Below are 25,726 nucleotides of genomic sequence, written 5' to 3' on the forward strand. Positions count from 1 at the left end.
AGACGCAGGAGAAGCGGGGGAGAGGGTGCGATACGGGTCGATGTGCTGGCCGCGCCATCGCGGCATCTGTCCGATGAGGTATACATACACACGTGAAGTCTCTCTCAGATGCCGCATACGGCGGTTCGGTTCTCCTCGCCGGCGTCGCGGGGTTCGTCGACGCCATCGGCTTCATCATGTCGGGTGGCCTGTTCGTCTCGTTCATGAGCGGCAATTCGACCCAAGCGGGTGTTGAGGTGTCCCAGGGAGCCGTGCACACTGCGTCGGTGGCACTGTGTCTGGTGCTGGGGTTCGTGCTCGGAGTGACCTGCGGGCACCTCCTGGGAATCCGTTTCGAACGGGTGCGCTCGGCCGAACGAGTCCTCATCCTCGCCGGCGCACTGGCGATCGCGGTGGGCATCGTCACACTGGCACCGACCTCGGGATACTCGTTGGTGGCGCTGTCCGCCGTCATGGGTGCGATGAACACGCTCTTCATCGCCGACGGGCGAGCCCGGGTCGCCATCACGTATGCGACCGGCACCCTGGTCAGTTTCGGGATCGGCCTCGCCGAGCGCCTCTCCGGTCGGGCGCAGGGCTCATGGGTGCGTCCACTGCTGCTCTGGACCGGGATCACGCTCGGTGCGCTTGTCGGAGCGCTGACATGGCACCTCATCGGGCTCTGGTCGCTGGCGGTCGCGGTGCTCAGTCTGGTCGCGATTGGCGGGGTGCACCTGCTGATCCGACGCCGGAGTGCGCCACCGAAGACGGCGCGCTCGCAGCGGTCACCGGGGTCGCCGCGCTGACCTGACCCTGGGGAGCGACTCCGGCACTCCCGATCGTGTGCCGCCTGCCAGCGGGCCAGACACGGCCGAGACGATCGATCAGCGCGCGCCAGCTCCGATCCCGGATGAAGATCATGTCACCGAGGATCATCATCAGCGAGAACCAGGGGAGCGCCAGCAGGATCCCGATCCCGGCGTGCATGCCCGTGACGACGACGAGGCCGAGGATCCTCGTCCAGCGGTTCAGGAGCATGAGCGGGAAGAAGAGCTGACCGTAGACCGCGAGCCAGGAGGCGAGGAAGACGGCCGGCGTCACCTGCCAGGCCAGGTGGTTCAGCCAGGGGAACAGCGTCAGTTCCTCGAGCTGCAGCGGATAGTAGGCCGCGACCCCGGAGATCCATGTCGACCCCTGCAGCTTCCACAGTGCGCTCGAGACGTAGATGACGCAGATCTGGTAGCCGATCAGCACCAGGGCGACGTTGTTCGCGAGGATCGGCGCCCATCGGGGGAGGCGCCCGTTCCGAACGCCGAGCGCGGGATCCTCCGCGCCGCGACGGGCGCGTCGGCGCGCATCGAGGGACCAGCGCTGCGACAGGTCCGCGAGCAGCATGAACAGCAGGAAGATCCGGAAGGTCTGGTAGTGGCCGGTGTTCAGGATGACCGGATTGGTCAGGGTGAATCCGAGCCAGAGCAGCACGAACAGCGGGCTCGTCACCCGCATCCGCCAGCCCAGCGCGTAGATGACCGCGACGGCCATGAGGAGCAGGATCTTCGCCAGGCGGAGCGCATCGGGCTCATCAGCCGGAAAGAGCAGCGGGATCGGCCACAGGTAGTCGTGCACCGCGGACGATTGGGTGAGCGCCGACCCCCAGCGCGATCCCGCGCCGAATGAGTACGAGAAGTTCGGGAGGTACATCGCGAGGATGACGACCGTCATCGCACCGAAGCCGATGCGCATGATCGCGAGGCCGTAGGTGCCGTGGCGCTCGTTCAGGAACCAGACGCAGAGCCGATCCCATCCATCACGCACGAAGCTCGGATTCTGCGGTGTTCGCCGATCCGCGCTCACGGCAGCACCTCGGCCCGCTCGGCCCAGTTGGTGAACGTGCGCGCGAAGGCCTCGGGATCCTGGCCTTCCCACTCCATCGGCGGAACCCAGCCGAGATCCGTGTAGCTCGCGGCGGGCCGCTGCGCATCGGGATCGTGGCGGTCGTTCCACCGGATCACCGGGTCATACACGGCGCGCACCTGCACCCCGACCACCGAGCCGTCGTCGCCCCACAGCGCGTGCGCGACCTGCGTCGCATACGACGTCGCGTAGTTGTCAGCTCGGATAAAGGCGCTCACTGCGACGGGCCGGGAGTCGTCGGCGGTGCGGAGCGCCTCGTCGAGCCCGAACAGAGCGTCACCCTCCAGGTAGTTGCGCTGCGCTGCCGCCTGTTGTGGGGCGCTGAGTCGCTGATAGGCGGCCATGAGTCGCTCGGCACCGGTCACGGAGAGCTGCTTCCGGAGCACCTTCTGTGAGAGCGAGGAGAGTTCGACGTGCGTGGTGTTCACCCACTCGCTCGGCTCGCGCTCGCCGTTCTCGTCTTCGATCCAGGCGCGCACCCACAGCTGGTGGTCGGCGTCCGCCGGATCCGGAGCGAAGATCTTGTAGTCCTGGACCAGGTAGGGCTGCGCGTAGCGGTCGGCGAGTGCTCCGGGGAGCACCTCGTACTTCACGCGATCCGACGGCACGTTCACGACGGCGGTGAAGAACATATGCACGGCGAGGAGTGCGACAGCCACGACGACGCCGACCAGTGCGGCCCGCGAACCGCGGTGGTCGATCCGCCCGCGATCCTGCTCCGGAACAGTCGACCCCTCCCGATGACCCCTCATTGCGCCCCCTCGCGCTCAGCGGAATATGGTCCACGCACGAAGCGGTGGCTTCCGGCAAAACTACTCCATCAGCCACCGCTCCGTCACGCGATGCGCTTACTCACGCGTGTGATCGACCCGCGGCTTCCGTCGGGAGGCCGCCACGATCACGGCACCCGCGGCGAGCACCAGCAGTGCGATCGGCACGACCGGCCCGGGATCGAATCCGGTCGTCGCGAGGCCACCCTTCGCGCCGGGCCCCCCGCCCCCGCCCGGCTCATTCGCCGCCACGACTCGGAAGTCTGCGGCGATGGCACCGGACTCGGCACCGACCAGCTCGACCGTGTGCATGCCGAGGGAGGCGTTCGCCGGCACGTTCCACGTGAAGGCCACCTCACCCTGCGCGTTCGCGACCTGGGTCCCGAGCGCGAGTGGGGACGAGTACTGGGTTCCCGTCACGATCTCGCCGGGCAGGAATCCATAGCCGTAGGCCCGCTCCTGTTGACCCGGCATTCGCACGTCGTGTTCGAGCTCGATGGCGAGTTCGCCGCTCGGGTCCGTTCCGGGATCAGTGCCAGGGTCGGTGCCGGGATCGGTGCCCGGGTCGGTTCCTGGGTCAGTCCCCGGATCGGTGCCCGGATCGGTGCCCGGGTCCGTGCCCGGATCAGTTCCCGGATCAGTGCCCGGGTCCGTGCCCGGATCAGTGCCCGGGTCCGTGCCCGGATCGGTGCCCGGGTCCGTGCCCGGATCGGTTCCCGGATCCGTGCCCGGGTCCGTGCCCGGATCGGTTCCCGGATCCGTGCCCGGGTCCGTGCCCGGATCCGTACCAGGGTCAGTGCCCGGATCGGTTCCCGGGTCCGTGCCCGGATCAGTGCCCGGGTCCGTGCCCGGATCGGTTCCCGGATCAGTTCCAGGGTCAGTGCCCGGATCGGTTCCCGGATCCGTACCAGGGTCAGTGCCCGGATCGGTTCCCGGATCCGTACCAGGGTCAGTGCCCGGATCGGTTCCCGGATCCGTACCAGGGTCGGTGCCTGGATCAGTGCCGGGATCAGTGCCGGGGTCGGTCCCAGGATCAGTGCCGGGGTCGGTCCCAGGATCAGTGCCCGGATCGGTCCCGGGATCGGTGCCCGGATCCTCATCCAGCGCCGTCACCGTGGACGATCCGAACTCCAGCGCCACCGCGCCGTTGGTGGCGGCGTTGGGGAGCAAGCGCACCGCGAGTGCGCGGACGGTGAAGCTGTCCGCACCGAGGTCACCGGGCGTCGGCTGCTCGTTGATCGTGACCGTGGCGATCTCTCGGAGGACCGGACCGACGCCGTTCGTGAGCAGGCCAGACACCACCGGCTGCAGCGCTTCGGTGAGTGACGGCTGCAGATCGTCGATCACCTCGGTGAGCGCCGTGTCGAGCGCATTGCCGATCGGTTGCACGACGTCGAGGAGCAGATTTGTTAGCGGTTGCAGTACCGTGCCGACGGGAAGGCCGGCCACCTCGATCTGGGACGTGTCGAGCTCGGGCTCGTCGTACCCGTCGACGCCGATGAATCCGCCGACGGTGCCGGACAGCGTGACCGGTGCGTTGACCAGTTCGAGCACGACGGTGACGGCGACCTGGATGTCCACGTTGACCTCGACGTTGTACAGTCCCTGCTGCACGAGGTCGACCGTCTTCGAGATGAGCGAGTTCTCGCCCGCGCCCGTCAGTGCGTCCGTGACACCGTCGAGGATCGCGTTCACGGTGTCGCCGTGCAGTACCTCGGTGTCTGCCGGCAAGGAGTTGAGATCAGTCGACCCCGTGCGATTGACCACGAGGCTCGCCAGATCGACCGAGATCGTTCCCGTGCTCAGGTCGACGAGCACACTACCGTCCGTGTTTGAAAGCGGCTCCTCCAGCAAGGACGTTCGCACCTGCGTGAGCAACGGTTCAACATTGACCGATGCATCGTTCAAGGAGGCCGTCACCCCCGGGAGAGCGTCGAGGGCTCCCACGAGCTCGCTGAGCGTCGTTTCCAGCGCGCCTCCGGTGCCGAACACGCCCTGAATCGGCTGCACGGTTGCAGCAAGCGTGGTGTCGACCTCGTCGATGAGCGTCGCCACGGCCGGGCTGTGGATCGTCGCGGTCACGTCGCTCAGGGCGTACTCGCTGCTCTCGTCGGTGAGCTGTTTGGTCGCGCGCGACCCTAGGGCGCCGATCTCGATCGAGGCCTCATCGACGAGCGTGTCGACCAGTTCCGGGGTGAGCACCTGGCCGAGCAGATCACTCAGGTCCAGGTTCGCGGTGCCGTACTCGCCGCTGTTGATCACGTCCAGGTTCAAGCCGCCTTCAGAGGTGATGAGGCCGGTTGAAGCGCTCGACGATGTGGCGCTCGGTGACGCGCTGTAGCTCGAGAGCGCCCCGAGATTGCCGAGCTCCAACAGGCCGGGGGCCTCCGGAGCGGGTTTGATCAGCGGCAGACTGACGGTACCGACTTCCAGCTCAGCGAGTCCTCCGAGCACCTCAACGTTGAGCGGGTCGGTCACCGGGCCCGGTGTGTCATCTGAGTTCGAGAGTGTGGTTCCAGCGCCTGCGACGTCGAGACCGAGCCCCTCCGCCCAGAGCCAGTGCCCATGCGCCGCGGATTCCGCGGTGACGGTGTGCGTGTCGGCGAGTGCCGCTGGCGCAGCCACGGAGGCGGATGCCAGCACCACGGCGGTCGTCGCGCCGAGCGCAAGCCCCCTGGTCACTCTTCGGCGACTCCGGGTCGCTTGGTCGTGAAGTTTCAAGGTCCCACCCCTTTTCATCCAGGAGGGAAACATGCGCTACATGATGTCCCTCGCACGATCAGTCGCTCTCATACGGGCAACTAGTCAGGAGGTTAGAGGCCCGTCGGCGAGGCCTCCTACGCCAACCGGGTGGCCTGAGAAACGGCGTCACGGCCATTCCGCATCGACGCCGGGACTACTGAGAGCTCCGCGTGTGTGCCCTGAGGCGACACGCCCGACACTTCCGATGCTCACTGAACAGATGTGGCCACCGTCCGAGAATTTTTCCCAGCAGCTACCCAGAAACGGCTAGAGTCATGCCCAAGGGGGCCTGAAGTCCGCTCCGTACCTCGGTGCGGGCCACGGAATGCACATGGACACGGGGAGCAATGGAGCGCCGTTTCGTCGAGAATTCCTCGACGAAACGAGAACACATCTGACCGAATTCGGCAACGTCCTACTGACCGGTCCGAACGGATCTGGCCGGAGCTATCTGCTGCGCAGAATGGCGGAAGCGTTGCGCAGGGACGCCCACGTCGTCACCGAGATCCGCTGCTCGGAGGCCGACGGCGCGGAACGCGCCGCACTCGCGCACCCGCTGTCCACGCTCATCGTCGACGAGCTCGAGCTGGCGGACCCGCCGCTCCTCGAAGCGCTCGACGCGCACGTACTGAGCGGCGGCCCGCTCCTCTCAGCGCTCGACACCGGCCACTGGCGGAGTCATCATCTGCTCGCCGGCAGTGAAGGTTCCGGGTTGCCTCCGAATGCCCAGCGGCTCTTGGATACGGCCCACCTCATGCCGATCGATCCCATGGATGCCCACGAACTCGAAACACTGCTCCACTCGCACTCGGAGACCGCCGTCGACTCGGATACGGTGCACACCATCTGTGCCCTGGCCGAGGGCAGGCCCCAGTGGGCGCTGGATCTCCTCACCATTGCACGCCACGGCCACCTGTCCAGCTGCCCGAGACCATCGATCTCGGGAGTGCTCTTCGGCGCAGTTCCCCTCCCGGCGGCGCGCAGCTTGAGCAGCGCAATCGGAGACATTTCTGCAGAGCTCGCCTCGATGGCGGTCGCACTCGCCGACTTCGAGTCTCGTGATCTCAGCGCTGTGGTCGAGCTCATCGGGGGAGAGGCTGCGCACCAGCTGCTCGATCTCGGAGTGTTGATCAGGACACCAGGGACCGAGCTCTATTCGGTCCCCCCGTTCGTCGGCTTCTCGCTCCACCATCGCGCGGATCCGAGCGAGGTATCTCGGATCCAAAACCTCATCGCGGGCCACTTGGTGACGCAGGAGGCACTCGGCTTCCCGATCACCGCGGCCGAGGCCGCGCAGTGCGCGCGAGTGCTGGGGACGTGGCCGGTCGCGACCGACGGTGCGCTGTCGCCCGTCGAATCCCGGATCATCCAACGGGTCGCCGCCGACCTCCTCGCCTTCGATGAGGGATCTGCGGCACGCACGCTGCTGGTCCGTGCCGGGACCACCGATCACCCGGAGGATCCGCTGCACCGCACGAAGTCACTGATCGTGCTCGCTGGACCCGCGGCGGGACTCCGTGAACTCGACGCGCTGAGTTTCCCGGACGGCAGCAGTGATGCGGTCGCGGCGGCCTTCCTTCGTGCGCAACTCGTCGCTGCGGTCGGGGGTCACACGGACATCGCCACCGGACCGGTCACCGACGATCTCGCCGCGGTCTTCCGTGTGTGGAACACGCTGGGAAGAGGCCCGAACGCGCTGTCCGGCGACCCCGGGCCGATTCAGAGTCTCGGGTTCCCCGAGCTCACGAATGCCGCACGTGCCTTCTCCGTCCTCGACCACGTCCTCGCCGGCGTCGTGCCCGACGGAACATGGTTGGCGACCGGGGAGGACATCCCACTCCCGACGGTCGAGGTCTCACGGCAGTTCGAGCCGCTGCTCGCCACGACACTCCTCGCGCATACGGTGGTCGCCCTGCTGTCCGGAGAATGCGCGTCGCGATCCAACGAACTTCGCGAGGCGGCGGGCCGACTGGCGCCACGGGCGTACCACCGCCGCTGGATCCGCCATCTCGAAGCGACTGGTACTGCGCTCGCCTCGGGAGATCTCGGTCGCGCGCGATTGGAGTGGTCGGGGTTGCAGGCACGCGCACCGCGCTTCATTCCCGTGCGCCTCCGCGATGCCCTCGATCGCATTGCGCTCGCGATCACCGAGGTCTCGCAGGATCGAACCGTGGGCTCCACGGCGCCCGTTGGCATCGAGATCGAGCGACGCATCGTGTCATACCTGTCCGGGCAGATCGAGCACGTGCCCCGCCGACCGTTCTCGGCGGGACCCGCCACGCCGCTGCCGTCGCTCCGCCTCGCGGAGGCGCACCTCGCGGCGTCGGAGGAGCAGAATCCAGCCGAGCTTCTCCGAATCGCGGAGGAGTTGCAGCGCCGCGAGCTCTGGACTCCCGCGGCATTCGCGTACACCGAGGCGCGCGCCATCCTGCTGAGCCGACGGGCATCCGGGGGTGTCCGCCGGTGCGACGCCAGGATCGCCGAGTTCACGGCTCGGCTGCGTCAGCGCGTTCGATGGCATCGCCCCGGTGACTTGCCGACGAGCAGCCGCGTCAGGCTCACCCCCCGCGAACGGTCCGTGGCTCGTCTCGCGGCCCAGGGAATGACGAACCGGCAGATCGCCGAGCGACTCGGGTGCAGCGCCAGAACGGTCGAGTCGCACCTGGCTCAGGCACGGTCGAAGCTCGGCGCGTCGAGCCGGGACCAGATCGCAGAACTCCTGTCATAGATCTTCACCGTTCGCGCGGGATCCGGGATACGCTCGGGGCATGACCGACGACCAGGGCCGGGATCCGTACGCGGGGATGATCGGGTACATCTCCGGTGGCCTGGTCGCGGGCATGATCCTCGGAGTCGTGATCGGGTTGCTGCTGCCCTCGATCGGCGTGGGCTTCGGGATCCCGATCGGCATGATCCTGGGGATCTCACTCGGGCTCGCGGTGTGGTTCGCGCGCCAGGGCACCCGCAAGTAACAGATCAGCACCGTCGATCCCGCGGACCGTCGCCGTCACGGTTCTCGCGGACCGCGTCGGATCCAGAGCACCCCGGGCACGAGCGCCACCGCCGCGAGCACCAGCATGAGCGTGCGGTACGGATTGTCGGTGAACAGTCCCGGGACGAGCGCTGTGGCGGCGAAGACCACTCCGAGGCCCAGGAGCGGGCCGACGAACTGGCCGGCCGCGCCCGACGCGCTGAAGGCCCCAATGAACCTGCCGTCACGACCCGGAGGGGCCGCCTCCAGCGCCGCCGCCAGCAGCACCGAGTTCAGGATCCCGATCGCGAATCCGCTGACGAATGCGGACACCCCGACCACCGCCACGGCCTCCGCGAACCCGCGCAGACCGAGAGACACCATGAGCACCAGAGAACTCACCAGGATGCAGCCGCGTGCGTGCGACACGAATCGCGGACGTGCGTAGAGCGCAGCGGTCGCGCAGACGAGCCCGGCAATCGCGGCGATGAGCAGACCGACCGCCATCTGCACGGGCACCGCGTCACCGTCCTCGGATCGGGCCGCAAGCTCCAGCGCGTGCGCGGCGAGGTAGGCGGCGGCGACCGCACTCACGCAGAGCTGAGACGCCAACAGCAGAGCGGGATGCACCCGCCGCACCGGTGCGCTCACGGCGCTTTCGGAAATGGGAGACGCGCCCAGTTGCGCCCCCGAGCCGGCACGCTGCGGCGCGAAGAAAAGGAACATGGCCGGAACAGCGCAGCTGACGAGCGACAGCACGAACGTCGTCTGCCACACGAGTTCCGGTGCGACGAGGAGGACGCCGAGCGGCAGCGCGAGGCCCACGTAGGCCCCGAGGATCATGATGACGGCCCCTCTGCTGCGGTGGCGCGGCAGCGCAGTCGCCAGGAGCGCGCGCAGCACCGCCATTGCACCGGAGTAGCCGCCCTGCGCAATGCCCCAGCCCACGAGCAACGCGCCGGGCGAGACACCGGTCACCGCGATCACCAGTCCGAGCGTGCCCACGACCGTTGCCGCAAGCACCAGGGTCCAGCGTCGGAAGGCCGACGCGCTTCCGATGTCGGCGATGCGGCCGACGAGCAGTGCACCGATGATGGCGCATATCGACCCCGTGCTCATGGTCACGGCGACGATGCCCGCGACCTCCAGTCCCGAAGCGATGTCCGTCGCGCGGGCGGCGATGCCCACCGCGACGGGTGGGGTCAGCGCCGCGAGCAACGTCAGTTTCGCAAGGTTCACGAAGAACGCGACCCGGAAGGACGCGCGCTCACCGGCCGTCGACATCGGACCCGTCATGGATGAATCCGGCTTCGCGTGCCACCCGGATCGCCTCGGAGCGGCGACGGACCCCGAGCTTGCGGTGCACCTGCTTCAGGTTCCACTTCACCGTTTCTCGGGAGAGGTGCAGTGCGGTCGCGGTCTCCTCAATGCTCCCCGAGTGCTGGATCGACTGCAGCGTGCGGGCCTCGGCCTTCGAGAGTGGCACGAGCACGTGCGCCTCTGCAGCGATGCTGTGCTCGACCGGCAGCCCGGGCGCGAGCAGCGCGAGGGCCCCGGCGGATTCCGCCGACAGGGCACGCATCGGTAGCCCCAGGTGCAGGGCCTGGAGGAGCTCGCTCGCGCCCGAAATGCGAGCGGTCGCTGCAGAGGTGTCGCCGGCGCGCCGCGCGCTCTCGGCGCCGATGATCAACAGCTCGGTCCGGATCCTGGGGGAGCGCAACGCAGCCGGCTGATGGAGGAGTGCGCCGACCGTGAGCGACGCCTCGTCGAAGCCACCTCGGCTCATCGCGGCGTACACGCTCGCGAGCGTGGCGGTGCGCTTCCGCCGATCAGCCCCGATGCGCTGGCCGGACTGCCACCGCAGGCGCGCGCGAAGCGACTCGAGCAGTGATTGCGAACTGGGGAAGACCCCGAACCGATGTTTCCTCCGGTGCAGCTCGCGCTCGAGACGCTCGAGCGCCGGCCCGGGACCGCCCGAGCTCTCCGTGATGAGCGCGTGCAGCATCACCAAATGCGGCCAGTGCTCGATCGTCGCCTCGTGTTCTTGGAGTGCGTCGAGGTGCTCGGCTGCCGCCTCAGGCTGCCGAGCTTCCAGGTCGAGGAGTGCCGCGCCGATCCGGTACCCGGCACCGAGGTACGAGTGAGCCCAACCAACGGGCTCTCTCAGCTGTTCGCATCGCACGAGTCGCGAGCGCGCGGTGATCAAGTCGCCGTTCCACGCGGCCGTCCAGAGCGCAAGGGAGTTCGCGTGGGCTCGAGTTTTCGGCTCCAGTCGGTCGGGCCAGTTGAGCAGCGGCGCGAGCGCCTGTTCCGCGGCGAGACTGTCATCCGCGTGGATGAAGGTGACTGCCGCGTGGCGCAGAGCGCTCTGGAGCGGAATCCAGGCGTCCGTCCGCTCCTCGGGGCTGAACTGCTCGAGCAACGCGAGCAGCCGATGGGCCAGCTCCACACTGAGCGACTCGTTCCCCGCGAGGCGCGACACGATCATCCGGAGCGCTGTGGCGGACAGACCTGGAAATCCCGGCTCCTCGGAGGCCGCGGCGAGACCCGTGCTGGCGAGCACCCGAAGCCCGGAGAACAGCCGGGCGATGCGTCCTTTCGGAAAGGCGTACTCATCGATCAGCGCGAACGCCCCGATGATCGGGTACTGCTCCTGGATGTGCTCCGGAACGTCCGAGAGCCGGTGCGGCATGCGATCCCGCGTCACAGGCGCAATGTCTCCCTGCAGCAGGAGCTCACTCAGCACATCCCACTGCTCGCCGATGATCGCGGCCTGCACCGCGAGCCTCGGTCGCGCCGATGCGAAGGCGGGTGCGGCTCGACCCGCGAGCGTGCGCAGCTCATCAGCGCCGACCAACCCCTCGGCACGTCGCATGATCTCGTCACGGACCATCGTCTGGTGGTGGAACCAGAGCTCGCCATTCTCCTCGAGCCAGGAACCGAAATGCGCGTCGATCACACGCTCAAGAAGTATCTGAGCCTCGGTCGGCGAGACGTCCAGCATGCGCTCGAGGACCGTGGGCGAGACCTGTTCGAAGAGGGCCGTCGCGCACAGCAGCCGATGCTCGGCGGGCGTGCCAGACGTTATCGTTGCCTCGATCAGCGACGCCACCACCTGCGCGGGGCGACCTCGAGATCCCGCGATGGCCTCCTCACCCTCCGCGATCAGGGCGAGCACACCCAGCATCCATCCGCGGGTGCTCCGGACCAGGTGGGCTGCCGCCTGCTCCCGCTCCGTCGACCGGATCTCGGGGACGCGCGCGGCCAGGAGTTGCGCGACCTCGCTCTCGGAGAGCGCCAAGTCATCTGGGCCGAACTCGCACACGGGGAGCCGAAACCGGGTCTTCGGGCCGGCAAGCTCGGCGGGCCGCCGTCGCGAGGTGACGATCACACTGAGGTCGGGCACCTCCTCGAGCATGGTGACGAGCGGCCGCTGCGTGTCGAGGGGGAGCCCCGCGGGAGCGCCATCCAGCACAAGCACCACCCTTCGGCCCAGCGACACGAGCATCTCACGCAGGCCGGGGTGAGGATCGCCCGACGAGGATTCGACCAGGCCGGCTCGGGCGATGGCGCCTGCCACCCGTTGCCACAGCGCTCCCGGGGAGGTGTCGGCGTCCGAGAGCTCGATCCAGAGTGCCGAACCTGCTTGATCGTCGATGGACCCCGCTTCGGACGCTAGCGTGCGCGCCACCGTCGCCGCGAGCACGGACTTGCCGCTCCCGCCAGGACCGTGGATCAGTGTGAGCGCCGGACGCTGCGAAACGACGCGCCGCAACAGCAGCGGCCGCGGAAGCATGTGGTGGCGGGTCACCGGGAAGAAATGCGCGTCAGCCGGCATGGGATGGATCCGACGGCGCAGGCATACGTCTCAATCTACCGATTCCACGGGACGTGCGGGCCTGTGCGGGATGCCGAAGAGGGGGAAATGCGGGGGGAAAATCCGGCCGATCGATCTCAGGTGGGTTCGCGCCGCCTACTCTGACGTCGGGAATGACTGTGCCGATTCGGCAATTCACTGGGACGAGGGAACAATGACGTATCGAGGCAAGCGACCACCGGCGACGCCCGCTCGGCGACTCCTGCACGCGGGGGCGCTCGTGAGCGCATTCGCCATGGTGGCTGGACTGCTGTCGGTTCCTGCGGCGTTCGCAGAGGAGACCGCACCCGAGACCTCGACCGAGGGAACCGCACCGGCCGCGCCCGCAGCCGAGGAAGCGACGGCGACCACCGAGGGGTCCGAGCCGGGACCGGAGACTCTCGAAGTCCCGGTGGCCGTGGATGCCGCCCCCATCATTCCGTTCGCGGCCGGCGATGGCACCCTCTCCGTTGTGCTCACGCAGCAGACCGGCACGGAACCGTTCCAGGACAACGACGATGCGGGCAACGATTCCGGCCCCGACAATGACATCGTGCGCACGAACGACTCGGTGACGTATAACGTCAGCGTCCGCTTCGAGGGCTCGGAGCACACCGCCCCGACGATCACGTTCGACCTGCCGCAGGGCGAGGAGCTCGTGTCGCTGCCGCCATTCTGTCTGCCGGGCTCGAGTGTGACACCGGCCTCGTTGCCGGCGCCGCCGATTCCCGTCGTCTCGACGAGCTGGGAGTCCCTGCCGACGCAGTCCGTGACGTGCATCGTCGCCGATCAGGCGCAGGGTACGTCGCTGGACTACCGCTTCGTGTCGAAGGTGCGGCCTGAGGTGCCGAACGGCACCGCGCTCACCCCGGTGACTGCGACTGCCGCCTCGCAGGAGACGGCCGCCCCGTCGGTCTCCAACGAGGTGTCGCACTCGGTGTCGGCCGCGGCGAACTTCGATGTGTCGAAGCGGACCCGAGCAACGACCGATAACAGTGGCCCCTTCTTCCAGCAGTTCTTGGCGTGTACCTTCGACGCCACGAAGCTCTGTGTGCGGATGGAGTTCCCGCTGACGATGGAAGCCCCATCGAACGGCAAGGGGGTCACACCACTGGCTTCTCCGATCGTGGTGACCGAAGACCTCCGGCCTGAATCGTTCTTCGGACCCGGGGTGACGTCCTCGCCGGAGTGGATCGCCGCGGGCGCGGGTGCGCTGGAGAAGTACGCACCGCGCATCACGGGGTGCTCCTATGGGCACCCGAATCTGTACGGGTCGCTGCCGAATCCCTGGCAGGGAGCGCCGGACAACGCGGTTCGCGATAGCGGCACCATCACCTGCGTGCAGACCGAACTCGGCACTCCGGTCGACATCACCTTCACCGACGCAGACACGACCGCGTACACCGTGCCGACCAATGCCGTCGGTGGGCCCGCTCTCCCTGCAGACTCCGGGTACGTTCTCGCGACATCGATCCGTATCGAGGTGCCATTCGAAGCGATTCAGGACCTCGGTCTTCAGGAGGGCGACGCGTACACGCTCAACTGGTCGAACAACTACTCCGAGGTTCAGGCCACCGCGATTGATGGCAGCCCCAACTTGGGGGAGGCGCCTGAGAACAATGTCCGGTCAGGAAGCACCCGGTTTGAAGCCGGATCGGGCAACTTCAGCTTGACGAAGGGGTTCAGCGGCGTCACCGGCGCCCCGGGGAACACTCCGTCCGGGAAATACACGAACTGGGAGTTCGAAGGACCTCCCGGATCCTCTCGTTTTCTGGATGGCAACACTGTGGTGCTTCCGGGTCAGACCGTCATGAGCAACTTGATCGTCCATCACGAGCTCCTCCCGCTCTCCGCGACGCAGAATGCTCGTTCGTTCGTCGCCTGTGATGTGTGGGACAACACGAAACTCGCGATGCCGGAGACATTCAATCTGCCGGCAACACCATACACTCGAGTGCAGTTCGCATCGAACGGGTCCCCCGCATGGCTCTCCAGCGTCATTCTCGATGAGTGGTGGACGAGCGCTGACGATCTGCAGAACCTGCAGGTCGAGTACGGGTACACCGCGACTCCCGGGTCCGCTGAGAATTCCGACTGCGACTCCGGCACCTGGGCATCGACTCCCGGCGCAGTAGCCGGGGCCTCCGTCGTCGATGGCACATGGCAGGGCGTGAACCGGGTCCGGTTCTCGTTCAGTTCCGAAGCCGGCAACGTGTCGAACCAGATGTGGGTGAACTTTACGATCGCGATGAAGGTGCTCGAGGGCGCCGGTGCGAACGGCACGATCATCCCGAACTACGCCAGCTTGCTGACCCGTGCCGGGGTGCACACCCTCGACGAGGTCGTGGCGACACCTGACACGACCCACCCGTCAAGCTACAACCCGGGGACAAATGTCGGGTCACGTGGCGACCGACTCATCGTGGGTGAGGCGTCTGCGCGGATCAAGAAGTTCGTGAAGAACCCGACCACGGGCCTGTTCACGGATTCGGCGTCGCCGCAGTACACGGCCGGATCGACGGTGGAGTACCGCCTGACTCCGTCGCTCACGGCGGATGCGTCGGTCACGGGTCTCACCCAGAATGTCACGGTGGAGGATTGTCTGCCGCGGTATCAGTCCTTTGTGTCTTCCGCGCGTGAGAGTGGTGCCCCGATTGTGCCGGTGATCGTGCAGGAGGGGTCGCCCGCGGGCGCGGAGGTGACCTGCGGTGCCGGGCAGACGTATGTGAAGTGGGATCTGGGCCCGCAGGAGATCAATGTCGCGATAGATCCGATCATGTATCAGGTCGAGATCGGTGCGACGGCCCGGAACGGGGTGTACACGAATACCGCCGTGGTGGCGTCTCCGGGGGATCCGACGCGGGTGAGCGCGCGGACGTCGACGGCGCAGATCCAGTTGGTGGTGCCGACGGGGATCAAAATCGCGAAGACCGTGGATAAGCCCCAGGTCGAGTCGAACCGGGAGGGTCTCGCGTACCCGCGCTCGTTCACCTGGACCATCGATTTCGTGAATATCGATTCCCCGGCGCAGGTGTCCGATGTCGATGTCATCGACGTGCTCCCCGCGGACGGGCGTGACGGGTCCGCGTTCACCGGGACCGTGGACCTGAATGACGTGTCGGTGTCTGCAGGTACCGGGATTCAGGTGCTGTACACGAGTGCCGCTGCGGCGTCCCTGGTCGTGGATCCGAGCGACCCGTCGAACCAGAGCACGGGTGCGACGACGTGGTGCGACGCCGCCACCGGTGGCTCGGTCGTGAGCGGCACCGGGACCACGGCTGCGTGCCCGGCCTCGGTGTCGGAGGTGACGGGGCTCAGGTTCGTGCGTCCGGGGTCGTTTGGTTCGGCGGACGAGTTCACGGTGAAGGTCACGATGACCCCGCAGGGGAACACGGCGGGGGATGTGTACGAGAACCGGACCTCCGGTCGCGTCGTCGGCGTGACGCAGCCCGTGGGGCCCGCGGTGCGACAGGTCGCTGTCATCGCCTCCGCGGTGGGGGATCGGGTCTGGGAGGATCTCAACCAGAACGGCCTCCAGGACGAGGGCGAGCCGGGGGTGGCCGGGTTCCCGGTGCGTCTCCTGGGTACTGATGTTGACGGCAACCTCGTCGACCTGGAAACGGTGACGGACGCGGACGGGAACTACCGGTTCGAAAACCTCGCCTCCGGCACCTACCATGTCGTGTTCGACCCGAACGGGTTGAATTCGAACACCACGTTCACGATCCAGCATGCCGGTGATGACTCGACGATCGATTCGGATGCGGACACGGTCACGGGAGAGACCCAGGACTTCGCTCTCGGGCAGGACACCGAGGACCTCACCCTCGACGCGGGTCTCATCATCGACCGGAACGTGAACATCGTGCTCGACAAAACGTACCTCGGCGCCACCGACCTCGGCACGGGCAACCGCACGACGGTGACGTACGAACTCACCGCGACGAACACGGGCACCGCGGAAGGGGTGTACGACCTCACCGACGACCTCGCGTACGGCGGCGACATCACCATCGGAGACGTCACGGCCCGGAACACGGTACCGGGTGGCATCGCCACGAACCCGGGCTTCGACGGGCAGACCGATACCACGGTCGTAGCGGCAGCAGCACTGCCGGGCGGAGCGACGCACACGTACCTCGTGACCGTGACCGCGGACATCGCGACAACGATCACGACCGAGGACACCGTGTGCGACATCACGGCAACCGAGACCGGGAGCGGGTTCCTCAACGAAGCCGCCCTCACCGTCGACGACGTCACCGTCACCGACAAGGTCTGCGGCAACCCACCCATCCCACAGGCACCGACGGATCCGACGACACCGCAGCACCCGATCCCGGGCCTCCCGGTGACCGGCGGACAGCTCACCGGCATCACGGCCGCAGCACTCCTGCTGCTGGTCGCAGGCGCGGCCGCAGTGATTCTCCGGCGACGCCGGCACGTGGAGCACTAACGATCACCGACGAGGGGGTTCGATGGGGGACACGCCTCGTCGAACCCCCTCAGTCGTGTGCTGCGGCGGACGGCAGCCCGCTGCCCCGACGCAGCAATCGCTCCGTGCTGAGTCGGAATCCGCACTGCGCGAGCAGTCCTCGGAGCGCGGTGTCCGCCGACCCCGAGGAGATCTCGCACCTGATCGTCCACAGCCCCGTTTCCGCGAGTGTGGTGCACAGATCCTCGAGGCCGCGAAGATCGATCGGGCTCCGTGCAGCGGCTGGAGGACCAGAAACGCGCCGAAGGCCGGTCGCACGGGGCCGGGAGAGATCGACGATCTGATCCGCCGACACCCAGGTGTCGTCAGGGCCGGCAGCAAGCGTGAGCCGCAGGCCGAGTCGCCGTGCCTCCTGCACCAGATCGGCAAAGGAGGGTGGGCTTTCAGCGACGAGCTCCGGGGGAGTGGAGAGCATCCAGGTCTCGGAGTACGGTTCATACCCGCAACGCACGTAGAGTGCGCGCGCTCGGGTGTTGCCGCCCAGCACGTCCAGGACGCCGAGATCAATACCCCCGTCCTGCGCCGCATCGTCCACGGTGCGCATCAGATGGGATCCGATCCCGCGGCCCCGGGCCGCTGCAGCAACACCGAGCGTCTCCAGCACCATGGCTCGGGCACCGGCCAGCTCCTCTTCGAATGCCACCGCGTACCCGAGTCGCGATCCCGCGTCGTCGAGGGCGAGCCAGAAGCGCGTGTCCGGGTGCTGCTGCAGCAGTCGCTCGTAGTGGGCGCGGCGACGGGGCCAGGTCTCCTCGCGCGCGATGGTGGCGAGCCCTGCCGCACCGACCGCGAGGTGATGGTCGAAGAGCGCTTCCCAGAGCGACGCGACCTCATCGATCTCGTTCGCGGCGAGTGCGCGGACGCGGATGCCGGATTCCATCGTGTGCTCCCTCACTCGGCGAGGCATGCACCCCGAACTCTCCTGAGTCTAGGTCCGAAATTCGCCCCGTTTCGCGCGATACGTGTGGGGAGGTCGAAGTGAGGTATGTCGCGGATGCGTTCCTCAAAGGTCGGAGCGTCCGAAGAACGGGCGCGGCACCGCACCCACCGCGAGGATCGCGAGCACGGTCTGCAGGAGTCCAGTGACGAAGAAGATGCCGTGCAGCGGCGACCACACCAGCATGATCGCGATCTCCACGAAGATCCAGATCATCATGACGAGCCCGGCTGCCGCGTGCAGACCCCACGCGAGCGCCAGCCAGCGGAGCTGGGCGAGAAGTGCAAGCACCTGGGACCCGCCCACCACGACCCCCAGGATGATTCCGGGCCACACGTACGAGGTGAACACGCTCCCGTCGAGCCACGCGAGCGGTAACCCCATCCCACCTCCGAGCGTCAGCCCGACCATGCCGATGAGCGCGGAGAGTGCATTGAACCCACTGATGACGAGCAGCGACACACGGAGCGGACGCGAGGGACGGCGAGTGAGGTCCATGCCCTCAGTCTAGGGAGAGTCTCGGCCGAGAGAGGTGCCGGATCAGCTCAGCCGGTCGGCGTGCTCTGGGAGCTCCTGGGTCGCGACGACCACCACATCGTTCAGCTTCCAGTCGATCCGCGCGATCGCCGCGCTGAGGTCCGCGAGTTGCTCCAGCGATACCTCGGACTGCTGAGGTTCCACGAAAACCTCGACGTGGAAGACCTGGCCCTGGTCGCGCATGCGCAGGGCGGCGTCGGCGACCCAGGGCACTCCCGCGAGAAACTCCAGGACCTCATTGACGAGCGAGTGCGGATCCTTCCCGTTGGCACTCCGGGCACGCTGATCCATCAGATCCTGCAGCGCAATGCTCGTGTTGCGGAACCCGTCTACGACGATCCCGACGGAGATGAACAGCGCGGCCACTCCGTCGAGCCACCAGAGTCCGGCGCCGATTCCGAGTACACCGACGATCGATGCGGCATTCGTGTGCCAGTCCGCCTTGGCCATGTCACCGTCGGCGTAGAGCAGCTTGTTGTGCAGCACCGGCGCGAGTTTCGCCTTCGCCGGGCCGTAGATCAGCGGCCCCGCCACGATCACGGCCATCACGGCCACCATGATCCAACCCAACCAGACGGTGTGTCCGAACAGCACGATCGTGCCGATGGTCGGATGCTCTGCGGCGAGCAGGCCGGATCCCGCCTCCACCGCCAGAATGAGCCCCACCGCGAGTAGCGCCACGCCCGCGATGAGGTGACCAACCCCCATGACCCGATGCCATCCGTACGGATGCTTCTTCGTGGGCCTCCGCTGCACGAAGAGGAGCGAGAGGAGGAATACGATCTGCGGAACCAGGGAGAGCATGTCCTCGATCCAGGCGGTCTTCATCGCCTGGGAGTTGCCGAGCACAAACGCGACGACGATGATCGTGACGCTCGTGTACGCGATCGTGAAGATCTGCCACCGTATCGCCGACCGTCGCGCCTCCCGTTGCTTCTCGGGCAGCTGCTCGTGCGAGTGCTGTCGCATCGATGCGGTGGTCATGATCCAGACTCCGCATCCAGGAAGGCCTCAACGCGCGACAGGAACGCATTCTCGCCGAGCTGCACCAGCACCACGAACCGGCGACCCTCGAGGTCCGGGAGATGGTCGAAGGCCCGGGATACTCCGGCCCGGTCTATCCAGGGGGTGGCATCGGTGAACCCGCCGACGCCGAGATCCAGTGCGTCGTCCTCGAGCATCCGCACGATTGATTCCTCGCCGAGCGGATGCCACTCGACCTCGGCGCCGAGCTCGTCGGCGAGCCCGTCGACCAGGTCGGCAGCGGGGCCGTCAAACGTGTCGCCGGAGGCGGTGATCACGCCAGGTTCCGTGGAGACGCCCACGCGCAGAGTGCCGCCGGCGACGTCCGAGAGCGTGCCGTCCGGATCGGAGGGGATCTGCAGCCCGCACGCGGTGATTGTGCCCAGCAGGATCACGGATCCCACCACCCCTGCCGCTCGAGACCGAACTCGCAGCCGTGCCATGTGGTTCACTCCTGTCGTGCACCGTGTCTGACGGGGACACCAGTAGTGTGCACGGACTGCGCGGCAGGCGACCAGGGGGTTGCCGACGGTGGAACGGACGCGCTAGTGGCGGATCGGCCAAGCCGACCGCCCGCATTCACTAGACTGAGAGCCGCACCAGGGGGCGTTAGCTCAGCCGGTTAGAGCAGCGGACTCATAATCCGTCGGTCGCGGGTTCAAGCCCCGCACGCCCTACTCCCTCGGACGTCTGCGCGGGATCGCCTACAGCTCGGACTGACCGGGATCGTAGCCGGCGTCGATCAGTGACGTGGCGCGTTCGGTCTGCGGGCTGAACTCCAGCATGTCGGTGCGGAGGCCGAGGTCTCGATCGACGTGTAGCGCCATCGAGTGCGCCGCGTTGCGCACATCCCGAGCCTCGATCGCCTTCAGCACGGCCTCGTGATCCAGATGCATCGTCTCCGGGGTGGTGCCCAGGATCACGCGCCCGTCGGCGCTGGCCTTCTGGAGCACAGAGATCACGCCGAGGTACAGATCCAGGAGCAGCTTGCTGCCGCTCGCCTCGACGATCAGGAGGTGGAACGACCCGGGCGTCGAACTCTGGTCGCAGCGGTCGATCGCCGCGGCGCCACCGTGCGAGCGCGCGAACGCGTCTCGCAGCAGCACGAGCTGCTCCTCGCTCCGGTTCACCGCCGCGTGCTGCGCGGCTTCGATCTCGAGCGAGCGCCGGTAGACCAGCACCTCCTCGAGATCGTGGTCGACGAGGAACTCCGTGAGGATCGTGCTCACGGGTGTGCGCGCCCGGACGAAGGTGCCCACACCGGGCACCGTCTGCAGCATGCCGAAGGTCGCGAGCGACCGGACCGCCTCGCGCACCGTCGACTTGCCGACGCCGATGAGCTCCATGAGCTCGGGCTCCTTCGGGATCAGGTCGCCGACCGCCCACGCGCCGCTCGAGATGTTGTCGCGCAAATACTCGAGGGTGTCACGTGCCTTCTGCGAGCCGCGTGGTGAACCTGTCATGTGTGAAACCTCTGGAGGGGGCCGGCGGGACACGCGGGAAGTCTGCGTGCCGGTACCCTGCAATCATATCGATTCGCGGGGTCGCCAAATGGGGCCTCCACATCCGATGTTATACATCAGATCTACAGCATCACTGATGGTAGCGTGCCAGTCATGACTGCACACGCCATGCCCTACGACGCGCTCCTGCTCTGCTCCTTCGGTGGTCCGAACGGCACCGACGATGTCCTCCCGTTTCTGAAGAACGTGACGCGCGGCAAGGGCATCCCGGAGGACCGCCTCGTGGAGGTCGGCGAGCACTATCACCGCTTCGACGGCCGCAGTCCCATCAACGAGCAGAATCTCGACCTGCTCCATGCCCTGCGCGCCGAGCTGCAGCGGCGAGGCGTGGACCTCCCGGTGATCTGGGGCAACCGCAACTGGCACCCCTACACGGTCGACACGCTGCGCGACGCGAGTGCGTTCGGCGCGAAGCGGATCCTCACCCTCGTCACGAGCGCCTACGCGTCGTTCTCGGGCAGCCGGCAGTACCGCGAGCACCTGGCAGCGGCCGTGCACGAGCTGGGGGAGTCGGCCCCCGAGATCCACATGCTGCGCCCGTTCTTCAACGACCCGGGATTCGTGCACGCGAATCTTGATGCGATCCGCGAGGCCGGTGCCACCCTCGACGGCGGGCTGGCGGGCGCGCACATTCTGTACGTCACGCACTCGATTCCCGACACGATGCAGGAGGCCTCGGCCGCGACGGGCCCCGGCTACCGCGAACAGCACGAGGATGTGCGGGCGACGATCGATGCCGCCCTGGCCGACGACCTCGGGCACGCGCTGCCGTCGTCGCTGGCCTACTGCTCACGGTCCGGCGACCCCCGCACCCCGTGGCTCGAGCCGGACGTCAACGACCACATTGAGGAGCTTCAGGCGCAGGGCGTCCGCAAGATCGTCATCGCGCCCATCGGGTTCATCTCGGACCACATGGAGGTCGCCTTCGACCTCGACGTCGAGGCGATGGAGACGGCCGAGGAGCACGGGATCGCAGCCGCCCGGGCCGACACCGTCGGCGTGCGGCAGCGCTTCGTCGCGGGTCTCATCGACATGGTGCTCGAGCGCGCGGCTCGGGAAAGCGGCGCGGACGTTGCACCGGCCACTGTCGGTTCCCTCGCGGCCTTCCCGGATGACGCGCCGGCGGGGAGCTGCCGCATGCGCGCCGGTGAGGTCACCGGGATCCCGGTGCTCGCCGGTCCTCACGACTGACGCGCGGCGACCCGCACCGATTCCCACCCACCCCACCCCGAGGACCCACGATGTCTACTCCCACCACACCCGCCTCCGCAGCCCCCGTCGTCGACCACTCCGGCGTCGCCGACGCGATCAACGACGCCGTCAACTACACGATGTACGCGGTGTTCCGAGAGGATCACGGCCGCGCCGGTGTCGGCGTCTCACCGGCCTGGCGGGGGATCGCACGCGGCCTCCTCGCCGAGCTCGACGCGATCGAGGGTCTCGTGACCCGCGGCTGGTACGACGTTGCGGGGTACCGGGCGGATGCCGACCTTCTCATCTGGTGGCACGCGCCCACTCCCGAGGCGCTCCAGGCGGCATATCGCCTCGTGCTCGAGTGGTCGGCAGGCGCTCTGGCACCGGTGTGGGCGAACATCGGAGTCCACCGCGCCGCGGAGTTCAACCGTGGCCATGTGCCCGCTTTCCTGGCCGGGGACGCTCCGAAGGGCTACGTCTGCGTGTACCCCTTCGTGCGGGGGCGTGAATGGTACCTGCTGCCCGACGCCGAACGTCGCGAGATGCTGCGCGAGCACGGTGCCGCGGCCCGGGACTACGGAGACGTGCTCGCGAACACCGTCGCGGCCTTCGGACTGGGCGATTACGAGTGGCTGCTCGCGTTCGAAGCGGACGATGTGATCCGGATCGTGGACCTCATGCGCGAGCTCCGAGCCACGTCGGCCCGGCGGCACGTCATCGAGGAGATCCCCTTCTTCACCGGGCCTCGTCGCGCACCCGAAGAGCTCCTCGCCCGCATCTTCAGCTGAGAGCGATCAGGGACCTCACGGCCTACGCACTCGAGTCGACGGAGACCGCTCTCTGCCGCATGATTCCGCCGATCGCGAGTCCTGTCATCGACTGTAAGCCGAGCCTGTCCTTGCTTGCACGATCCCGAAATCGGCGTAAGTTTATGGGTAAGACTTCACAGAGAGAGGGGATCACTCAATGGTCACTAAGCAGATTCAGGTTCCGGCCGCGCAGGGCGATCTCAGCCGCCCCACCGGCGTCGCGCAGTACCTGAGCCCCGTCGTGCACGACCTCGTGGCACTCGCGGTCAACGGCAAGCAGGCGCACTGGCACGTGCGCGGTGAGAACTTCATCGGCGTGCACGAGTTCCTCGACGTCGTCGTGACGAACGCACAGGATGCCGCAGACACCGTCGCGGAGCGCATCGTCGCCCTGGGGCTGCCCGTCGACGCTCGGATCTCGACGGTCGCCGCGCGCACCACCACTCCGACGCTGAGCGACGGCTTCCAGCAGTCCGACGTGACGGTCCGCGAGATCGTGGCGCAGATCGACGCGACGCTCGAGACCGTCTACGCCGCGGTGAAGGGGCTCGATGACATCGATCTCGTGAGCCAGGACGTCGTGATCGCGATCGCGCAGCAGCTGGACAAGGACCGCTGGTTCCTGTTCTCGCACTTCGCGGGTTAGTCCGCTGCCGCTGACGCTGCGGCCATGATCACAACGGCCCCGTCGAGTTCCACATCGGTTCTCGGCGGGGCCGTTGTCGTGTGCCCGGGGACTCGCGACACCTGTCGGTTCATACATCTGATGAAACTGTGGTAACTTCACTCTGTAAGGCGAGCCTTACCAAGATCACACGTGCATTTGGAAGCGAGCCGCTAGTGCTGGGAACTCTCATGATCGGCCTCCGCGAGGGCCTGGAGGCGGCACTCGTCGTGGGTGTTCTGCTCGCCTACGTCCACCGGATCGGGCGACGCGATGTCGCGAAGCGGATCTGGATCGGCGTCGGCGCCGCCGTGCTGCTCTCGATGATCCTGGGCGCCATCCTCACCTACGGCGCCTACGGGCTCTCCTTCACGGCGCAGGAGGCGATCGGGGGCTCACTGTCGATCCTCGCGGTCGTCATGGTCACCTGGATGGTGTTCTGGATGCTGCGCGCGTCGGGCGACCTCGGTGCGGACCTCCGCGGTCAAGTCGATCGCGCACTCGTCGGCAACGGCTGGGGTGTCGCCGCCATCGGTTTCGTCTCCGTGGGGCGCGAGGGGCTCGAAACCGCACTCTTCATCTGGGCGACGACGCGGGCGAATGATATCTCCCCGCTCACCGGGTTCCTCACCGCCGTCTCCGGCATCGTGATCGCGATCATCCTCGGGTGGCTCCTCTACCGGGGCATGCTCCGCATCAACCTCACCGTGTTCTTCCGCTGGTCGGGCGCACTACTCATCGTCTTCGCGGCCGGGGTGCTCGCCTACGGCGTCCACGATCTGCAGGAGGCCGGGTTCCTCCCGGGACCGTTTGCCCCGCCGCCGCCGGAGGCCGGTGCGTTCGTCGCGGCCTGGTTCGGCGAGTCCGCCTGGGCGTTCCAGCTCTCCCACCTCATCGCGCCCGACGGCTTCCTCGGCGCGCTGCTCAAGGGCACGATCGGGTTCTCGCCCGAGATGACGAAGCTCGAGGTCTTCGCCTGGTTCCTGTACCTCGTGCCGACCCTCACCATCTTCCTCCGCGCATCCTTTGCGCAGGAACGCGAACGCGCGGCGCGCAAGATCGCCGCCACTCAGAAGGGAACCCCGTGACCATCACCCACCCCCGCAGGCGCGTCGGCCAGACGCTCACCGCCCTTGCCACACTCGCCGGTGCCACCATCGCGCTCACCGGGTGCGTGCCGAACGCCGCACCCGACGCCGAGAGCATCGCTGTCACCGCGTCCGATACCGACTGCGCGGTCGAGACCGCCGAAGCGACGAGCGGCACCGTCACCTTCACCGTCCAGAACGACGGCAGCACGGTGAACGAGTTCTACGTGCTCGGTGCGAACAAGCTCACCATCATCGGCGAGGTCGAGAACATCGCCCCCGGTGCGAGCCGCGACCTCACCGTGCAGGTGGGCCCGGGCGACTACTTCACCAATTGCAAGCCCGGCATGATCGGCGCGGGCGTCGGCCAGGCCCCCTTCGTCGTGAACGGCGAGGCCGTCGAGACCTCTCAGGAGGATGACGCGGTGATCGCGCAGTACATCGGGTACGTGAAGTCGCAGACCGAGGAGCTCGTGCCCCAGGTGCAGGAGTTCGTCGACGCCTACCAGGCGGGCGACGACGAGGAGGCCAAGCGCCTCTTCCCGCTCGTGCGCATCAGCTACGAGCGGATCGAGCCGACCGCCGAGCAGTTCGGCGACCTCGACCCCAAGATCGACTACCGCAAGCCGGGCGCGCTCGAGGAGGGCATCCCCTTCACCGGATTCCACCGCATCGAGCAGGATCTGTGGCTGGACGCCGCGATCGCGAACTACTCGACGCCCGAGAAGGATCACTACCCGAAGGACGATCTCGTCGCCCTCACCCCCGAGGAGCGCGCGGAGCTCGGCGATCAGCTGGTCGCCGACATCACCGAACTGAAGGACAAGGTCGCGGCTCCCGACTTCACCCTGACGCTCGCCGACATCACCGAGGGTGCCAAGGGCCTCCTCGACGAGGTTGCCGCTCCCGACGGCAAGCTCCCCGGTGAGGAGAACGAGTTCGGACACACCGACCTGTACGACTTCTACGCCAACGTCGAGGGCGCGCAGGTCGCGTTCGACACCGTTCGCCCGCTCGCCGAGGCGAACGACGCCTCCGAGCTGGTCACCGAGCTGGACGAGCGATTCGCCGACATGTTCGCGCTGCTCGACGAGTACGGTTCCTACGACGCTGGATTCGTGTTCTACGACACCGTCGACGAGACCCAGCGCGCCGAACTCGCCGCGAGCCTGAGTGCGCTCAGCGAGCCGATGTCGAAGCTGACCGCAGCGGTCGTGAAGTAGG

The 25,726-nt window shown here is 67.4% G+C and carries 19 protein-coding genes and 1 tRNA gene; 10 read left to right on the plus strand and 10 right to left on the minus strand.

All coding sequences use genetic code 11. The annotated features are described in order from the left end of the window. Positions 1 to 92: 92 nt before the first annotated feature. Positions 93 to 785 carry a YoaK family protein gene (locus tag MUN76_RS02320; protein WP_244686796.1) on the plus strand — a complete coding sequence of 231 codons (693 nt, stop codon included), beginning with the start codon at positions 93 to 95 and terminating at the stop codon, positions 783 to 785. On the opposite strand, the gene MUN76_RS02325 is transcribed toward MUN76_RS02320, so the two are convergent. The 3 genes from MUN76_RS02325 to MUN76_RS02335 form a co-directional block, all read right to left on the minus strand. Then, positions 685 to 1,794, minus strand: a complete 1,110-nt coding sequence (locus tag MUN76_RS02325; protein WP_244686797.1) for an HTTM domain-containing protein — start codon at positions 1,792 to 1,794, stop codon at positions 685 to 687. The genes MUN76_RS02320 and MUN76_RS02325 overlap by 101 nt on opposite strands. Positions 1,795 to 1,829: 35 nt before the next feature. Beyond that, complete coding sequence (locus MUN76_RS02330) at positions 1,830 to 2,645, minus strand: DUF5819 family protein (protein WP_244686799.1); 816 nt, start codon at positions 2,643 to 2,645, stop codon at positions 1,830 to 1,832. A 96-nt stretch (positions 2,646 to 2,741) separates the two neighbouring features. Continuing rightward, positions 2,742 to 5,345: a choice-of-anchor G family protein gene (locus tag MUN76_RS02335; RefSeq protein WP_244686801.1), complete on the minus strand. Its 2,604-nt coding sequence runs from the start codon at positions 5,343 to 5,345 to the stop codon at positions 2,742 to 2,744. A 391-nt stretch (positions 5,346 to 5,736) separates the two neighbouring features. On the opposite strand from MUN76_RS02335, the gene MUN76_RS02340 reads away from it, so the two are divergent. Continuing rightward, positions 5,737 to 8,133, plus strand: coding sequence for a helix-turn-helix transcriptional regulator (locus MUN76_RS02340; protein ID WP_488167806.1), 2,397 nt, complete (start codon positions 5,737 to 5,739; stop codon positions 8,131 to 8,133). A 40-nt stretch (positions 8,134 to 8,173) separates the two neighbouring features. After that, positions 8,174 to 8,377 carry a hypothetical protein gene (locus MUN76_RS02345; protein ID WP_244686804.1) on the plus strand — a complete coding sequence of 68 codons (204 nt, stop codon included), beginning with the start codon at positions 8,174 to 8,176 and terminating at the stop codon, positions 8,375 to 8,377. 35 nt (positions 8,378 to 8,412) lie between these two features. Here MUN76_RS02345 and MUN76_RS02350 read toward each other — a convergent pair whose 3' ends face one another. Together MUN76_RS02350 and MUN76_RS02355 are read right to left on the minus strand one after the other, a co-directional pair. Then, a complete protein-coding gene (locus tag MUN76_RS02350) occupies positions 8,413 to 9,672 on the minus strand; it encodes an MFS transporter (protein ID WP_244686806.1) in 1,260 nt (419 codons plus the stop codon). Then, the gene (locus MUN76_RS02355; protein ID WP_244686808.1) at positions 9,644 to 12,214 is read right to left on the minus strand and encodes a LuxR C-terminal-related transcriptional regulator; all 2,571 of its coding nucleotides are present in this window, start codon (positions 12,212 to 12,214) and stop codon (positions 9,644 to 9,646) included. Before MUN76_RS02355 ends, MUN76_RS02350 begins: the two co-directional genes overlap by 29 nt. Before the next feature lie 193 nt (positions 12,215 to 12,407). On the opposite strand from MUN76_RS02355, the gene MUN76_RS02360 reads away from it, so the two are divergent. After that, on the plus strand, positions 12,408 to 16,688 hold the full coding sequence (locus MUN76_RS02360; protein WP_244686809.1) for an SdrD B-like domain-containing protein: 4,281 nt from the start codon (positions 12,408 to 12,410) through the stop codon (positions 16,686 to 16,688). Between the two features lie 49 nt (positions 16,689 to 16,737). Here the strand turns inward: MUN76_RS02360 and MUN76_RS02365 are convergent, their stop codons facing one another. From MUN76_RS02365 to MUN76_RS02380, 4 genes are all read right to left on the minus strand, one after another. Continuing rightward, entirely contained in the window at positions 16,738 to 17,607 is an 870-nt protein-coding gene (locus MUN76_RS02365; protein ID WP_244686811.1) for a GNAT family N-acetyltransferase, read from the minus strand. 123 nt (positions 17,608 to 17,730) lie between these two features. Then, positions 17,731 to 18,162: a hypothetical protein gene (locus tag MUN76_RS02370; RefSeq protein ID WP_244686813.1), complete on the minus strand. Its 432-nt coding sequence runs from the start codon at positions 18,160 to 18,162 to the stop codon at positions 17,731 to 17,733. Between the two features lie 42 nt (positions 18,163 to 18,204). Then, positions 18,205 to 19,185: a cation diffusion facilitator family transporter gene (locus MUN76_RS02375; protein WP_244686814.1), complete on the minus strand. Its 981-nt coding sequence runs from the start codon at positions 19,183 to 19,185 to the stop codon at positions 18,205 to 18,207. Continuing rightward, complete coding sequence (locus MUN76_RS02380) at positions 19,182 to 19,667, minus strand: type 2 periplasmic-binding domain-containing protein (protein WP_244686816.1); 486 nt, start codon at positions 19,665 to 19,667, stop codon at positions 19,182 to 19,184. Before MUN76_RS02380 ends, MUN76_RS02375 begins: the two co-directional genes overlap by 4 nt. 160 nt (positions 19,668 to 19,827) lie before the next feature. On the opposite strand from MUN76_RS02380, the gene MUN76_RS02385 reads away from it, so the two are divergent. After that, positions 19,828 to 19,901, plus strand: a tRNA-Ile gene (locus MUN76_RS02385). Positions 19,902 to 19,928: 27 nt separating this feature from the next. Here the strand turns inward: MUN76_RS02385 and MUN76_RS02390 are convergent. Then, positions 19,929 to 20,687 (minus strand): FadR/GntR family transcriptional regulator, encoded by a 759-nt coding sequence (locus MUN76_RS02390; protein WP_244686818.1) that lies wholly within the window; start codon positions 20,685 to 20,687, stop codon positions 19,929 to 19,931. A 153-nt stretch (positions 20,688 to 20,840) separates the two neighbouring features. Here MUN76_RS02390 and MUN76_RS02395 point away from each other — a divergent pair, with 153 nt between their 5' ends. The 5 genes from MUN76_RS02395 (at position 20,841) to efeO (ending at position 25,725) form a co-directional block, all read left to right on the plus strand. Further along, on the plus strand, positions 20,841 to 21,938 hold the full coding sequence (locus MUN76_RS02395; protein WP_244686820.1) for a ferrochelatase: 1,098 nt from the start codon (positions 20,841 to 20,843) through the stop codon (positions 21,936 to 21,938). Between the two features lie 50 nt (positions 21,939 to 21,988). Next, positions 21,989 to 22,729, plus strand: a complete 741-nt coding sequence (hemQ, locus tag MUN76_RS02400; RefSeq protein WP_244686822.1) for a hydrogen peroxide-dependent heme synthase — start codon at positions 21,989 to 21,991, stop codon at positions 22,727 to 22,729. Positions 22,730 to 22,907: 178 nt separating this feature from the next. Then, on the plus strand, positions 22,908 to 23,396 hold the full coding sequence (locus tag MUN76_RS02405; RefSeq protein ID WP_244686824.1) for a Dps family protein: 489 nt from the start codon (positions 22,908 to 22,910) through the stop codon (positions 23,394 to 23,396). A gap of 194 nt (positions 23,397 to 23,590) precedes the next feature. Further along, entirely contained in the window at positions 23,591 to 24,502 is a 912-nt protein-coding gene (gene efeU, locus MUN76_RS02410; RefSeq protein WP_429953044.1) for an iron uptake transporter permease EfeU, read from the plus strand. Continuing rightward, a complete protein-coding gene (gene efeO, locus MUN76_RS02415; protein ID WP_244686827.1) occupies positions 24,499 to 25,725 on the plus strand; it encodes an iron uptake system protein EfeO in 1,227 nt (408 codons plus the stop codon). The genes efeU and efeO overlap by 4 nt, the downstream gene beginning before the upstream one ends. Position 25,726: the final 1 nt, after the last annotated feature.

The sequence above is a fragment of the Leucobacter rhizosphaerae genome, assembly GCF_022919175.1.
In the GTDB taxonomy this organism is placed as follows: domain Bacteria; phylum Actinomycetota; class Actinomycetes; order Actinomycetales; family Microbacteriaceae; genus Leucobacter; species Leucobacter rhizosphaerae.

Coding starts and splice junctions, on each gene's coding strand:
- MUN76_RS02330 (WP_244686799.1), bottom strand. CDS start 2,645: ATGAGGGGTCATCGGGAGGGGTCGACTGTTCCGGAGCAGGATCGCGGG.
- MUN76_RS02340 (WP_488167806.1), top strand. CDS start 5,737: ATGGACACGGGGAGCAATGGAGCGCCGTTTCGTCGAGAATTCCTCGAC.
- MUN76_RS02345 (WP_244686804.1), top strand. CDS start 8,174: ATGACCGACGACCAGGGCCGGGATCCGTACGCGGGGATGATCGGGTAC.
- MUN76_RS02350 (WP_244686806.1), bottom strand. CDS start 9,672: ATGACGGGTCCGATGTCGACGGCCGGTGAGCGCGCGTCCTTCCGGGTC.
- MUN76_RS02355 (WP_244686808.1), bottom strand. CDS start 12,214: ATGCCGGCTGACGCGCATTTCTTCCCGGTGACCCGCCACCACATGCTT.
- MUN76_RS02360 (WP_244686809.1), top strand. CDS start 12,408: ATGACGTATCGAGGCAAGCGACCACCGGCGACGCCCGCTCGGCGACTC.
- MUN76_RS02365 (WP_244686811.1), bottom strand. CDS start 17,607: ATGGAATCCGGCATCCGCGTCCGCGCACTCGCCGCGAACGAGATCGAT.
- MUN76_RS02370 (WP_244686813.1), bottom strand. CDS start 18,162: ATGGACCTCACTCGCCGTCCCTCGCGTCCGCTCCGTGTGTCGCTGCTC.
- MUN76_RS02375 (WP_244686814.1), bottom strand. CDS start 19,185: ATGACCACCGCATCGATGCGACAGCACTCGCACGAGCAGCTGCCCGAG.
- MUN76_RS02380 (WP_244686816.1), bottom strand. CDS start 19,667: ATGGCACGGCTGCGAGTTCGGTCTCGAGCGGCAGGGGTGGTGGGATCC.
- MUN76_RS02390 (WP_244686818.1), bottom strand. CDS start 20,687: ATGACAGGTTCACCACGCGGCTCGCAGAAGGCACGTGACACCCTCGAG.
- MUN76_RS02395 (WP_244686820.1), top strand. CDS start 20,841: ATGACTGCACACGCCATGCCCTACGACGCGCTCCTGCTCTGCTCCTTC.
- hemQ (WP_244686822.1), top strand. CDS start 21,989: ATGTCTACTCCCACCACACCCGCCTCCGCAGCCCCCGTCGTCGACCAC.
- MUN76_RS02405 (WP_244686824.1), top strand. CDS start 22,908: ATGGTCACTAAGCAGATTCAGGTTCCGGCCGCGCAGGGCGATCTCAGC.